We start from the raw sequence: 13,601 nt of genomic DNA, 5'->3' as shown, positions 1-13,601 counted from the left end.
GCGGCTGGAGGTCGACGTGATGTTTCATGATACATCCGTTTCAATGTTTCATATGTTTCACTATTGCGTGGTGGTCATCCCCGTGAAATCAACGGCTTGCAGCTTGGCATGGTGCTTGCGCCTATCTATCCGTTCTCCAACCTGGATTGCCGCATGACCGCTTCCGCCCCCTTCTCCGCCGGTGCCCGCTTCCGTGAGGCGCTTGCTGCCGAATCGCCGCTGCAGGTGATCGGCGCCATCAACGCCAACCACGCCCTGCTGGCCAAGCGCGCCGGCTTCCGCGCCATCTATCTGTCCGGCGGCGGTGTTGCCGCGGGCTCGCTGGGCCTGCCGGACCTGGGCATCAACACCCTGGAAGACGTGCTGGTGGACGTGCGCCGCATCACCGATGTCTGCGACCTGCCGCTGATGGTGGACATCGATACCGGCTTCGGGCCGAGTGCGTTCAACATCGCGCGCACCGTGAAGTCGCTGATCAAGGCCGGCGCGGCCGCCTGCCACATCGAAGACCAGGTTGGCGCCAAGCGCTGCGGTCACCGTCCGGGCAAGGAGATCGTCTCGCAGGGTGAAATGGTCGACCGCGTGAAGGCTGCCGCCGATGCCAAGACCGATCCGGACTTCTTCCTGGTCGCGCGTACCGACGCCATCCAGGTGGACGGCGTGGACAAGGCCATCGAGCGCGCCATTGCCTGTGTCGAGGCCGGTGCCGACGGTATCTTCGCCGAGGCGGCCTACGACCTGGACACCTACCGTCGCTTCGTCGACGCGGTGAAGGTGCCGGTGCTGGCCAACATCACCGAATTCGGTGCCACCCCGCTGTTCAGCCGCGATGAACTGGCTTCGGCCGGTGTTGCGATCCAGCTGTTCCCGCTGTCGGCGTTCCGAGCGGCCAACAAGGCGGCCGAGAACGTCTACCAGGCGGTGCGCCGCGATGGCCACCAGCGCAACGTGGTGGAAACCATGCAGACCCGCGAAGAACTCTACGACCGCATCGGCTACCACGCCTTCGAGCAGCAGCTCGATGCGCTGTTCGCCGCCAAGAAATAAGCAGTACCCTGCACCATCAAGTTTCGGAGGGAAACATGAACGATACGACCGCAACCCCGACCTTCAAGCCGAAGAAGTCCGTCGCCCTGTCCGGCACCGCCGCCGGCAACACCGCGCTGTGCAGCGTGGGCCGCAGTGGCAACGACCTGCATTACCGTGGCTACGACATCCTGGACCTGGCCAACACCAGCGAGTTCGAGGAAATCGCCTACCTGCTGGTGCACGGCAAGCTGCCAACCCGCGCCGAGCTGGTTTCGTACAAGGCCAAGCTGAAGTCGCTGCGTGGCATCCCGGCCGCGGTGAAGGCCGCACTGGAAGAACTGCCGCCGTCGGCACACCCGATGGACGTGATGCGCACCGGTGTGTCCGTGCTCGGCTGCGTGGCGCCGGAGAAGGATGACCACAATCATCCGGGCGCGCGCGACATTGCCGACAAGCTGATGGCCTGCCTCGGCTCGATGCTGCTGTACTGGTACCACTGGAGCCACAACGGCCGTGCCATCGACGTGGAAACCGACGATGACTCGATCGGTGGCCACTTCCTGCACCTGCTGCACGGCGAGAAGCCGCAGGACTCGTGGGTGAAGGCGATGCACACCTCGCTGATCCTGTACGCCGAGCACGAGTTCAACGCCTCGACCTTCACCTGTCGTGTCATCGCCGGTACCGGCAGCGACATGTACAGCGCGATCTGCGGTGGCATCGGCGCACTGCGTGGCCCGAAGCACGGCGGCGCCAATGAAGTGGCGTTCGAAGTGCAGAAGCGCTACGACAATCCGGATGAGGCCGAGGAAGACATCAAGGCCCGCGTCGAGCGCAAGGAAGTGGTGATCGGCTTCGGCCATCCGGTCTATACCGTCTCCGATCCGCGCAACAAGGTGATCAAGGACGTGGCCCGCGAGCTGTCCGAAGAACAGTCGAGCATGAAGATGTACGACATCGCCGAGCGCCTGGAATCGGTGATGTGGGACATCAAGAAGATGTTCCCGAACCTGGACTGGTTCAGCGCCGTCAGCTACCACATGATGGGCGTGCCGACCGCGATGTTCACCCCGCTGTTCGTGATCGCGCGCACCGCCGGCTGGAGCGCGCACATCATCGAGCAGCGCATCGACGGCAAGATCATCCGCCCGAGCGCCAACTACATCGGTCCGGAAGACCGCGACTTCGTCGCCATCGACAAGCGCGTCTGATCCACCTGCTGTACCCATCCGGCCGGCCGCGTGCCGGCCGGATGCTTTCGCCGCCGCACCGCCGGCACCCGGCCCGCCCCAAGCATTCCGCCAGCCCATGAATACCGATTACCGCAAGAACCTCCCCGGCAGCGCGCTGGACTATTTCGACGCGCGCGCCGCCGTCGATGCAATCCAGCCCGGCGCCTACGCCACCCTGCCGTACACCTCGCGCGTGCTGGCCGAGAACCTGGTGCGCCGCTGCGATCCGGCCACGCTCGGCGACTCGCTGAAGCAGCTGATCGAGCGCCGCCGCGACCTCGATTTCCCATGGTTCCCCGCGCGCGTGGTCTGCCACGACATCCTCGGCCAGACCGCACTGGTCGACCTGGCCGGCCTGCGCGATGCGATCGCTGACAAGGGCGGTGACCCGGCCAAGGTGAATCCGGTGGTGCCGGTGCAGCTGATCGTCGATCACTCGCTGGCGGTGGAGTGTGGTGGTTTCGATCCGCAGGCGTTCGAGAAGAACCGCGCGATCGAGGATCGCCGCAACGAAGACCGCTTCCACTTCATCGACTGGACCAAGCTGGCGTTCGAGAACGTGGACGTGATTCCGCCGGGCAACGGCATCATGCACCAGATCAACCTGGAGAAGATGTCGCCGGTGATCTACGTGCAGGACGGCGTAGCCTTCCCCGACACCTGCGTGGGCACCGACAGCCACACCCCGCACGTGGATGCGCTGGGCGTGATCGCGATTGGTGTGGGCGGCCTGGAAGCCGAGAACGTGATGCTCGGTCGTGCCTCGTGGATGCGACTGCCGGATATCATCGGCGTCGAGCTGACCGGCAGGCCGCAGCCGGGCATCACCGCCACCGACGTGGTGCTGGCGCTGACCGAATTCCTGCGCAAGGAGCGCGTGGTCGGCGCGTACCTTGAATTCTTCGGCGAGGGAGCGGCGGCACTGACCATCGGTGACCGCGCCACCATCTCCAACATGTGCCCCGAATACGGCGCCACCGCCGCGATGTTCTACATCGACGGGCAGACCATCGATTACCTGCGCCTGACCGGGCGCGAGGAATCGCAGGTGGCGCTGGTGGAAAACTATGCGCGCACCACCGGCCTGTGGGCTGGCGACCTGGCCACCGCACAGTACGAGCGCGTGCTGCGCTTCGACCTGTCCAGCGTGGTGCGCAACATGGCCGGCCCGTCCAACCCGCACAAGCGCGTGGCGACCGCCGAGCTGGCCGAGCGCGGCATCGCCGACGAGGCCAAGCTGGCAGCGGGCAAGGCCGAGCAGGCGCAGGGCCTGATGCCGGATGGCGCGGTGATCATCGCCGCCATCACCAGCTGCACCAACACCTCCAACCCGCGCAACGTGATCGCTGCCGGCCTGCTGGCACGCAAGGCCAACGAGCGCGGCCTGCTGCGCAAGCCGTGGGTGAAGTCATCGTTGGCGCCCGGCTCGAAGGCGGTGCAGCTGTACCTGGAAGAGGCCGGCCTGCTGCCGGACCTGGAAAAGCTGGGCTTCGGCATCGTCGCCTTCGCCTGCACCACCTGCAACGGCATGAGCGGCGCGCTCGATCCGGCCATCCAGCAGGAGATCATCGACCGTGACCTGTACGCCACGGCTGTGCTGTCGGGCAACCGCAACTTCGATGGCCGCATCCACCCGTATGCGAAGCAGGCCTTCCTGGCGTCGCCGCCGCTGGTGATCGCCTATGCCATCGCCGGCACCGTGCGCTTTGACATCGAGAAGGACCTGCTGGGCGTGGACGCCGACGGCAACGAGGTGCGCCTGAAGGACATCTGGCCGAGCGACGCCGAGATCGACGCCGTGGTCAAGGCCTCGGTGAAGCCGGAGCAGTTCCGCCGCGTCTACAACCCGATGTTCAATGTGCGCGTGGAGCACGGCGCGACGGTCAGCCCGCTGTACGACTGGCGCCCGCAGAGCACCTATATCCGTCGCCCGCCGTACTGGGAGGGCGCACTGGCCGGTGAGCGCACGCTGTCGGGCATGCGCCCGCTGGCGGTGCTGCCGGACAACATCACCACCGACCACCTGTCGCCGTCCAACGCGATCCTGGCCTCCAGTGCCGCCGGTGAGTACCTGGCGAAGATGGGCCTGCCCGAAGAGGACTTCAATTCCTACGCGACCCACCGCGGCGACCACCTGACCGCGCAGCGCGCCACCTTCGCCAACCCGAAGCTGTTCAACGAGATGGTGCGCAACGACGACGGCAGCGTGAAGCAGGGTTCGCTGGCGCGCGTGGAGCCGGAAGGCAAGGTGATGCGCATGTGGGAAGCCATCGAGACCTACATGGAGCGCAAGCAGCCGCTGATCATCATTGCCGGTGCCGACTACGGCCAGGGCAGCTCGCGTGACTGGGCCGCCAAGGGCGTGCGCCTGGCTGGCGTGGAGGCGATCGTGGCCGAGGGCTTCGAGCGGATTCACCGTACCAACCTGATCGGCATGGGCGTGCTGCCGCTGGAGTTCAAGCCGGGTACCACCCGCCTGACCCTGGGCATCGATGGCACCGAGACCTTCGACGTGGTCGGCGAGCGCACCCCGCGCGCCGAGCTGACGCTGGTCATCCACCGCCGCGACGGCCAGGACGTGATCGTGCCGGTCACCTGCCGCCTGGACAGCGACGAGGAAGTGGCGATCTACGAGGCCGGTGGCGTGTTGCAGCGCTTCGCGCAGGACTTCCTGGAAGGCGCCAAGGTGGCGTGATACCGGCCTGAATGCCTGCCCCCGGAGGCCGGGGGCGGGCTTGTCCGACACCTGGGCAGGGCGCACACTGACTTGGCAAAAACTGCCAATGGAGAGTCTCATGGCCACCATGAACATTTCGCTGACTGATCCGCTCAAGCAGTTCGTGGACGAAGAAGTGCGCGAAGGCGGCTACTCCAGCACGTCGGACTATGTGCGCGACCTGATCCGCCAGCGCCAGCGCAGCAAGGCCGAAGCACTGCTCAAGCAGTTGATTGCCGAGGGGCTGTCTTCTGGTCCTTCGGCGCCTCTGGCGCCGGATCACTTCGACAAGCTCCGTGAGCGTGCTCGGAACCGCAAGTGAGACCTTCGCACTGGTCTCCTGCAGCGGTTCTAGATCTCGACCAGGCAGCAGCCTGGTATGCAGATCAGGGCGGAGAAGTGCTGGAAGTTGGCTTCATCGATGCGGTGGAGTCCGTCGTCAAGCTGATCGAGGCTCACCCGGGTGCTGGTTCCACATTGCATGCGGATCTGTTGCCCTCGCTGCCAGCGCCGTTGCGTTTTCATCCGGTTCGTCGCTTCGACGGCTACCTGGTCTACTACGTGGAGCTACCTGCGCACGTTTCCATCGTGCGCATCTGGAATGCTTCGCGGGGTATGGAAGCACTGCTCGAAGACGAGGAGCTCAACCCCGATATTGGTTCGTCGCACCCAGGATACTGATCCATGACTTTCCTCCCTCAACTCCGTATTCCCGCCACCTACATGCGCGGTGGCACCAGCAAGGGCGTGTTCTTCCGCCTGCAGGACCTGCCCGACGCCGCGCAGGTGCCGGGCGCCGCACGCGATGCGCTGCTGATGCGCGTGATCGGCTCGCCCGATCCGTATGGCAAGCAGACCGACGGCATGGGCGGCGCCACCTCCAGCACCAGTAAATGCGTGATCATTTCCACCGCGTCGGTGCCGGACCACGATGTGGACTACCTGTACGGCCAGGTCTCGATCGACACCGCCTTCGTCGACTGGAGCGGCAACTGCGGCAACCTCAGCACTGCGGTGGGTCCGTTCGCGATCGCCAACGGCCTGATCGATCCGTCCCGCGTGCCACGCGACGGCCTGTGCACCGTGCGCATCTGGCAGGCCAACATCGGCAAGACCATCATCGCCCACGTGCCGATGCGCGATGGCGAAGTGCAGGAGACCGGTGATTTCGAGCTGGATGGCGTGACCTTCCCGGCCGCCGAGATCCAGCTGGAGTTCATCGATCCGTCCGATGACGGCGATGCGGGCGCGATGTTCCCGACCGGCAACCTGGTCGACACCCTGGACGTGCCGGGCGTGGGCAGTTTCGAGGTGACCATGATCACCGCCGGCATTCCGACCATCTTCCTCAATGCGGCAGACCTGGGCTACACCGGCACCGAACTGCAGCCTGCGATCAACGAGGACAAGGGGGCGCTGGAGCGCTTCGAGAAGATCCGCGCCTACGGCGCCTTGCGCATGGGGCTGATCAAGAACCTGGAAGATGCGGCGACCCGCCAGCACACGCCGAAGGTGGCCTTCGTGGCACCGGCGCAGGACTACGTGTCGTCCAGTGGCAAGGTCATTCCGGCCTCGGCGATCGACCTGCATGCGCGTGCGTTGTCGATGGGAAAGCTGCACCACGCGATGATGGGTACCGCTGCCGTGGCGATCGGCACCGCGGCAGCGATTCCGGGCACGCTGGTCAATCGCGCTGCTGGAGGCGGCGAACGCGAAGCGGTGACCTTCGGCCATCCCTCCGGCACGTTGCGCGTGGGTGCGCAGGCCGGTCTCGTTGACGGCCAATGGACGGTGACCAAGGCCATCATGAGCCGCAGCGCCCGCGTGCTGATGGAAGGCAAGGTGCGGGTACCGGTCGAGTGATGCGTTGGTGAACGCCAACCAAGGTTGGCGACTACCGGGCCGCAGAGACCGATTGCTTTGATAGATGCCAACCTTGGTTGGCATGGTGCACGGGCGACCGTGCACCGCAACGAGGAGATCGATAATGTCCGACAGCCACACCCCATCCAACGAGCGTGCAGCGTGGGATGCGCTGCTGGTGGGCATCGTCGACTACGTGCGCGACGCGCGCATCGACTCACCCCTGGCGTTCCAGACCGCGCACCACTGCCTGCTCGACACGCTGGGCTGCGGCCTGGAAGCGCTGTCGTTCCCGGCCTGCAGCAAACTGCTTGGTCCACTGGTGCCGGGCATCAGCGTGGTCAACGGCGCGCGCGTTCCGGGTACGCATTACGTGCTGGACCCGGTGCAGGCCGCCTTCAACATCGGCGCGATGGTGCGCTGGCTGGATTTCAACGATACCTGGCTGGCGGCCGAATGGGGGCACCCTTCGGACAACCTGGGTGGGATCCTTGCCGTCTGCGATTGGCTGGGGCGCAACGCGCAGGCTCTGCGGCGCCCACCGCCGACCGTGCGCGACGTGCTGCTGGCAATGATCAAGGCGCACGAGATCCAGGGCGTGCTGGCGCTGGAGAATTCCTTCAACCGGGTCGGGCTGGACCACGTGGTGCTGGTCAAAGTGGCCACCACCGCTGTGGTTGCGCAGCTGCTCGGCCTGGATCGCGAGCGCATGCTCAATGCGTTGTCGCTGGCCTGGGTCGATGGTCAGTCCCTGCGCACCTACCGGCACGCACCCAACACCGGCTCGCGCAAGAGCTGGGCAGCTGGCGATGCGACCAGCCGTGGCGTGCGCCTGGCGCTGATGGCGGCCAGTGGCGAGATGGGCTACCCCAGCGTGCTCAGCGCGCCGACCTGGGGCTTTGAAGCGGTGTCGATGCATGGCAAGGCACTGACGCTGGGGCGACCGCTGGGCAGCTACGTGATGGAGAACGTGCTGTTCAAGATCAGCTACCCGGCCGAGTTCCATGGCCAGACCGCAGTGGAGGCGGCCATCATGCTGCACCAGCAGTTGCGTGCGATGGGGCGGCGGGTCGAGGACATCGCGCATATCGCGATCCGGACCCAGGAAGCCTGCATCCGCATCATCGACAAGCAGGGCCCGCTGCATAACCCGGCCGACCGCGACCATTGCGTGCAGTACATGGTCGCCATCGCGCTGCTGCACGGGCGGCTGGTGGCCGAGGATTACGAGGACGACGTTGCCGCTGATCCACGCATCGATGCCCTGCGGGCGAAGATGGCCTGCCATGAGGATCCGCAACTCAGCGCCGACTACCTGGACCCGGACAAGCGCAGCATCGCCAACGGCCTGGGCGTGCGCTTCAGCGACGGTACTGAGCTGCCCGAGGTACTGGTGGAATACCCGCTCGGCCATGCCCGACGCCGGGAGGAAGGCATTCCGCTGCTGATGGACAAGTTCCGCCGGCACCTGGCCCACCGCTTCCCGACAGTCCAGCAGCAGCGCATCCTGGCGGCATCACTGGATCCGGTGGCGCTGGCGGCAATGCCGGTGACCGACTATGTGGACCTGTACCTGCCGGGGTGAGGCCGCTCTGATAGATGCCAACCAAGGTTGGCGGCTAGCTGTGATCTCTCGGTAGGTTGTTCATCCGGGGCATCTTTGGAAAATGGTGGTTACCGGCAGCCAGCCGCCTATTTCCAGAATCCCGCTGAACAACGTGGTGGGTTTACACAGCTAGCGGGTCCCGGGCGGAACCGGGTTTCCGACCGCCGGGGCGCCAACGCCTTGACGCGGCCTGCCTATAATGGCCACCTCGATCAAGGAGTGACGACATGAGCGGTCCGGCACGGCGGAAGCGGTGGGGATGGGCGGCGGCAGTACTGGCAGGAGGCCTGTTGCTGGGCCTGGCCGGCTGCCGCAACGACAGCGGGCAGCTGCCCAAGGCCAGTGGCGAGGCGATCACCACCAAGGCCGAGCAGGTGAAGGAATTCACCCTGCTGCGGGCCTACCCGGACCAGAAGAATGACGGCCTGTCGCTGGCGCTGGAGTTCTCGCGCCCGCTGGTCGGCACCCAGGATTTCGACACGCTGGTGCGCTTCGAGGAGAAGGTCGGCACCGAGGACAGCAGCTGGACGCTGTCCGATGACGGCCTGACCCTGCGCTACCCGTTTGTCGAGGCCGGCAAGGAGTTCAGCCTGGTGGTCTCGCCGGACCTGCTGGCCGCCGATGGCAGCCGCCTGGGCAAGGAACTGAAGCAGAAGGTGTTCAGCGGCGAGCTGAAGCCGGTGGTTGGCTTCGCCTCGCAGGGCAGCGTGCTGCCGGCCAAGGACAGCCGTGGCCTGCCGGTGGTCTCGGTGAACGTTCCGGAAGTCGACGTCGAATTCCTGCGCGTGCGCGAGAAGGATCTTCCGACCTTCTTCAGCCAGTACCAGCGCGGCGGCCGCCGTGGCAGCTGGGAGCTGAGCAGCGACTACGAGCGCAGCCCGATCAACAAGCTGGCCGAGCCGGTGTACGTCAACCGTTTCATCCTGGGGGGCAAGAAGAACGAGCGGGTGCTGACCTACCTGCCCACCCAGGACATCAAGGAACTGCAGGAGCCGGGCCTGTACTTCGCCCTGCTCAAGCGTACCGGTGACTACGAAGGCGAGTTCGACACCGCGTTCTTCTCGGTCAGCGACATCGGCCTGCACACCCGGGCCTACAAGGACAAGCTGTTCGTGCATACCGCCGGTCTCAAGGACGGCGCGCCGCTGAAGGGCATCGACCTGCACGTGCTCGACGCCAAGGGCGAGGTGGTGCTGAAGGGCAGCACCGACGGCAATGGCAATGCGCTGCTGAACTACACCCTGGATGCCACCCACGTGCTGGTCGCCAGCAGCGGCAAGGACACCAGCTTCCTGCCGTTCAACCAGCCGGCGCTGGACCTGAGCGAATTCGCCGTGGCCGGCCGCGACAACGCATGGTTCGATGTCTATGCCTGGTCCGGCCGCGACCTGTACCGCCCGGGCGAGACCGTGCGCCTGTCCGCGCTGCTGCGTGACAACGATGGCAAGCCGGTCAAGGCGCAACCGGTGTTCCTGCGCCTGAAGCAGCCCGACGGCAAGACGTTCCGCGAGACCCGCCTGCAGCCGGGTGACCAGGGCTACATCAATTTCGAGCAGGTGATCCCCGCCGAGGCGCCGACCGGGCGCTGGCAGGTCGAGTTCCGCACCGACCCGGCCAGCAAGGAAGCGATCCAGGGCATGACCCTGCGCATCGAGGAGTTCCTGCCCGAGCGCATGAAACTGGACCTGGACAGCGCGCAGAAGACGCTGAAGCCGGGTGAGGACCTGCGCCTGCAGGCCAATGGCGCCTACCTGTATGGCGCACCGGCCGATGGCAACCGCTTCACCGCACGCATGGCGGTGGCCGCCGAACAGAAGCCGGTGGAAGGCCTGCCGGGCTATTTCTTCGGTGACCCGACCCTGCAGCTGCCGCGCGAGGCCAAGGACGTGATCGATACCACGCTGCCGGGCAATGGCCAGCTGCGTGAGGATGTGGCGTTGCCGGAAGAGGCGGCCAAGGCCAAGGCGCCGATCGCCGTGGTGCTGTCCGGCAGCCTGTATGAAACCGGCGGCCGCACAGTCACCCGCACCCTGAAGCGGGTGATGTGGCCGGCCAATGCGCTGGTCGGCGTGCGACCGCTGTTCAACCCCGACGATGGTGCTGATTCCAACGGCAACGCACGCTTCGAACTGATGCGCGTGGATGCCGCCGGCACACCGCAGCCAGCCAAGGGCCTGAAGATCACCCTGGTGCGCGAGCTGCGCGACTACCACTGGACCTTCAACGACAACCGCTGGGACTACGACTTCACCCGCCGTTTCGAGAACAAGGAAACCCGCACCGTCGATGCCGGCAACAGCGCGGTCGCCTTTGATTTCCCGGTGGAGTGGGGCGAGTACCGGGTGGACGTGTTCGATCCGTCCACCGGCCTGACCAGCCGCTATCCGTTCCGTGCCGGCTGGAGCTGGGGCGATGACAACCGTGGCCTGGATGCGCGCCCGGACAAGGTCAAGCTGGGCCTGGACAAGACCGGTTACAAGGCCGGTGACACCCTGGAGGTGACGGTGACCCCGCCGCACGCCGGCAAGGGCATCCTGATGGTCGAGACCGACCGCATGCTGTATGTGCAGGACATCGAGGCCAAGCCGGGTTCGACCTTCAAGATCCCGGTCACCGCCGACTGGGAGCGCCACGACGTCTACATCACCGCGCTGGTGTTCCGTGGCGGCAGTGCGCCAAGCAAGATCACCCCGGCCCGCGCGGTAGGCGTGGTGCATGTGCCGATGGACCGCAAGGGCCGCACGGTGGCCGTAGGCCTGGTCGCGCCCAAGCAGATGCGCCCGGAGCAGGACCTGCCGGTAACCGTCAGTGCGCCGCAGCTGGCCGGCAAGACCGCGCACGTCACCGTTTCGGCGGTGGACGTGGGCATCCTCAACATCACCCGCTTCCCGGTGCCCGATGCCGGTGCACACTTCTTTGCCCAGCGTCGCCTCGGTATCGATGCCTACGACATCTACAGCCGGGTGATCGAGAGCTTCGATGGTGGCAGCGGCAAGCTGAAGTTCGGCGGCGACATGGCGCTGCAGGCATTGCCGCAGGCCAAGCGCCCGACCGCGCGCGTGCAGACCGTGGACCTGTTCTCCGGCCCGGTACAGCTCGATGCCAAGGGCAATGCCCGCATCCGGCTGAAAGTGCCGGACTTCAACGGCACCCTGCGCGTGTCGGCGCTGGTCTACAGCGATGACCAGTACGGCAAGCGTGACGTGGAAACCATTGTGCGCGCCCCGATCCTGGCCGAAGCCAGCATGCCGCGCGTGCTGGCCCCGGGCGACCGCAGCACCGTGACCCTGGACGTGCAGAACTTCACCGGCAAGCCGGGGCAGTTCAACGTGAAGGTGGAGAGCGAAGGCCCGTTGAACCTGGGCGAGGGCAGCCGCAGCGTGCAGTTGAATGCCGACGCCAAGACCACGCTGAGCTTCCCATTGTCGGCTCGCGAGGGCCACAGCGTGGCCAAGGTGCGGGTGCGGGTGGACGGCAACGGCTTCAAGGCTGATCGCCGCTACGACCTGCCGGTGCGTGCGGCGTGGCCGCAGGTGCTGCGTTCGCAGGTGCGCACGCTCGATCCGCTGGCCGCGGTCAGCCTCGACAACAGCCTGACCGAGGGCCTGATGTCCGAGTCGGTGAATGCCCGCCTGCTGGTCAGCCCGCTGCCGCCGATCCCGTTCGCCAGTGCACTGCAGGGCGCGCTGAACTATCCATATGGCTGCGCCGAGCAGACCACCAGCAAGGGTTACGCCGCGCTGATCCTGGACCAGGCCACCTCGTCGATGCTCGGCGCCGATGGCCTGGATGCCAAGACCCGTAGAGAGCGCATGGAAGGTGCGTTCGGTCGCCTGGCGTCGATGCAGGTGGCCAACGGCAACTTCTCGATGTGGGGTGACGACGGCTACGTGAACCCGTGGCTGACGCCGTACATCACCGAGTTCCTGCTCGACGCCAAGGACGCCGGTTTTGCGGTGCCCGACAACGTGCTGCAGAAGGCGCTCAACCGGCTCAGCGAGGATCTGCTGTCCGGCGGCAATCAGTTCTATGGCCAGGAGGATCGCGAGAAGCTGAAGTTCGCCAACCAGGCGTATTCGGGCTACGTGCTGGCCCGGGTCAATCGTGCACCGCTGGGTACCCTGCGCACGCTGTACGACAACGAACGCAGCAAGGCGGTCGGTGGCCTGTCGCTGGTCCACCTGGGCGTGGCGCTGTCGCTGCAGGGTGATGCCAAGCGTGGCCAGGCCGCGCTGGCGGCGGCCTTCGCCAAGTCCAGCAGCGAACGTCCGTCGTACTTCGGCGACTACGGCAGTGCGATCCGCGATGATGCACTGATGATCGCGCTGACCCACGAGAACAAGCTGGCCAAGCCCGCCTGGGATGCGCGTGCGGTGGATCTTGGCCGTGGCCTGGATGCGCGCCGCAATGCCGGCTGGATGTGGCTGAGCACGCAGGAACAGGTGGCGATTGCCCGCCTCGGCAAGGCCCTGGCCGCCAACCAGAAGGCGCTGGTGGCCGGTGAGCTGGTGATCGGTGGCAGCACCGAAGCCATCGGCGAGCGCAAGCTGTTCGGCCGCAACTTCAGCGCCAGCGAGCTGGCCAGCGGCGTGCGCTTCACCCCGCAGGGGCAGCCGCCGATGTTCGCCAGCATTGATGTGGCCGGCATCCCGCGCAGTGCGCCCGCACCGGACAACAGCGTAGTGGGTATTGAACGTAGCTACTTTGGTACCGATGGCAAGCCGTGGTCGCCGCGCCCGCTGAAGGAAGGCGAAGCGCTGATCGTGCGCGTCACCGTCACCGCCGACACCACGATGCCCGATGCACTGCTGACCGACCTGCTGCCGGCGGGCCTGGAGATCGAGAACTTCAACCTGGGCGATGCCAAGCAGTGGGCCGACGTGGTGGTCGATGGCATCACCATCAGCGACCGTGGTGAGGCCGCCGATACCAAGCACGAGGATTTCCGCGACGACCGCTACGTGGCCGCGCTGAAGCTCTCGCGTGGCAGCAAGGCCAACGTGTTCTACCTGGTCCGCGCGGTGACGCCGGGAACCTACTCGGTGCCGCCGCCGCTGGTGGAGGACATGTACCGGCCGCAGCTGCGCGGCGTCGGCCGCAGCAACCCGACCACGATCACGGTGGTACAGCCGTGACCGCGCGGACGGGCCGCGAC

8 protein-coding genes are annotated in these 13,601 nt (G+C 66.1%); all 8 read left to right on the top strand.

Going from position 1 to position 13,601, the window contains the following annotated elements; translation table 11 throughout:
- The first annotated feature begins 153 nt into the window (after positions 1–153).
- The 8 genes from prpB (at position 154) to PEM_RS12550 (ending at position 13,581) form a co-directional block, all read left to right on the top strand.
- Positions 154–1,047, top strand: coding sequence for a methylisocitrate lyase (prpB, locus tag PEM_RS12585; RefSeq protein WP_111129192.1), 894 nt, complete (start codon positions 154–156; stop codon positions 1,045–1,047).
- Between the two features lie 35 nt (positions 1,048–1,082).
- Complete coding sequence (gene prpC / locus PEM_RS12580; RefSeq protein WP_005418357.1) at positions 1,083–2,240, top strand: 2-methylcitrate synthase; 1,158 nt, start codon at positions 1,083–1,085, stop codon at positions 2,238–2,240.
- 97 nt (positions 2,241–2,337) lie between these two features.
- Complete coding sequence (gene acnD, locus PEM_RS12575; protein WP_111129188.1) at positions 2,338–4,956, top strand: Fe/S-dependent 2-methylisocitrate dehydratase AcnD; 2,619 nt, start codon at positions 2,338–2,340, stop codon at positions 4,954–4,956.
- A gap of 100 nt (positions 4,957–5,056) precedes the next feature.
- Complete coding sequence (locus PEM_RS12570) at positions 5,057–5,299, top strand: type II toxin-antitoxin system ParD family antitoxin (protein ID WP_065178214.1); 243 nt, start codon at positions 5,057–5,059, stop codon at positions 5,297–5,299.
- Complete coding sequence (locus tag PEM_RS12565) at positions 5,296–5,658, top strand: type II toxin-antitoxin system RelE/ParE family toxin (RefSeq protein WP_069139389.1); 363 nt, start codon at positions 5,296–5,298, stop codon at positions 5,656–5,658. Before PEM_RS12570 ends, PEM_RS12565 begins: the two co-directional genes overlap by 4 nt.
- A gap of 3 nt (positions 5,659–5,661) precedes the next feature.
- Positions 5,662–6,840, top strand: coding sequence for a 2-methylaconitate cis-trans isomerase PrpF (gene prpF / locus PEM_RS12560; RefSeq protein WP_005418353.1), 1,179 nt, complete (start codon positions 5,662–5,664; stop codon positions 6,838–6,840).
- A gap of 124 nt (positions 6,841–6,964) precedes the next feature.
- Positions 6,965–8,425, top strand: coding sequence for a bifunctional 2-methylcitrate dehydratase/aconitate hydratase (locus tag PEM_RS12555; protein ID WP_111129190.1), 1,461 nt, complete (start codon positions 6,965–6,967; stop codon positions 8,423–8,425).
- A 248-nt stretch (positions 8,426–8,673) separates the two neighbouring features.
- Complete coding sequence (locus PEM_RS12550; RefSeq protein ID WP_111128955.1) at positions 8,674–13,581, top strand: alpha-2-macroglobulin; 4,908 nt, start codon at positions 8,674–8,676, stop codon at positions 13,579–13,581.
- The last annotated feature ends 20 nt before the right edge of the window (positions 13,582–13,601 follow it).

Origin of the sequence: Stenotrophomonas sp. Pemsol (assembly GCF_003586545.1) — a bacterium.
GTDB lineage: Bacteria > Pseudomonadota > Gammaproteobacteria > Xanthomonadales > Xanthomonadaceae > Stenotrophomonas > Stenotrophomonas sepilia.
The sequence above is the reverse complement of the archived record's forward strand: the minus strand, read 5'-3'. Positions and strand labels throughout refer to the sequence as shown.

Coding starts and splice junctions, on each gene's coding strand:
- prpC (WP_005418357.1), top strand. CDS start 1,083: ATGAACGATACGACCGCAACCCCGACCTTCAAGCCGAAGAAGTCCGTC.
- PEM_RS12570 (WP_065178214.1), top strand. CDS start 5,057: ATGGCCACCATGAACATTTCGCTGACTGATCCGCTCAAGCAGTTCGTG.
- prpF (WP_005418353.1), top strand. CDS start 5,662: ATGACTTTCCTCCCTCAACTCCGTATTCCCGCCACCTACATGCGCGGT.
- prpB (WP_111129192.1), top strand. CDS start 154: ATGACCGCTTCCGCCCCCTTCTCCGCCGGTGCCCGCTTCCGTGAGGCG.
- acnD (WP_111129188.1), top strand. CDS start 2,338: ATGAATACCGATTACCGCAAGAACCTCCCCGGCAGCGCGCTGGACTAT.
- PEM_RS12555 (WP_111129190.1), top strand. CDS start 6,965: ATGTCCGACAGCCACACCCCATCCAACGAGCGTGCAGCGTGGGATGCG.
- PEM_RS12550 (WP_111128955.1), top strand. CDS start 8,674: ATGAGCGGTCCGGCACGGCGGAAGCGGTGGGGATGGGCGGCGGCAGTA.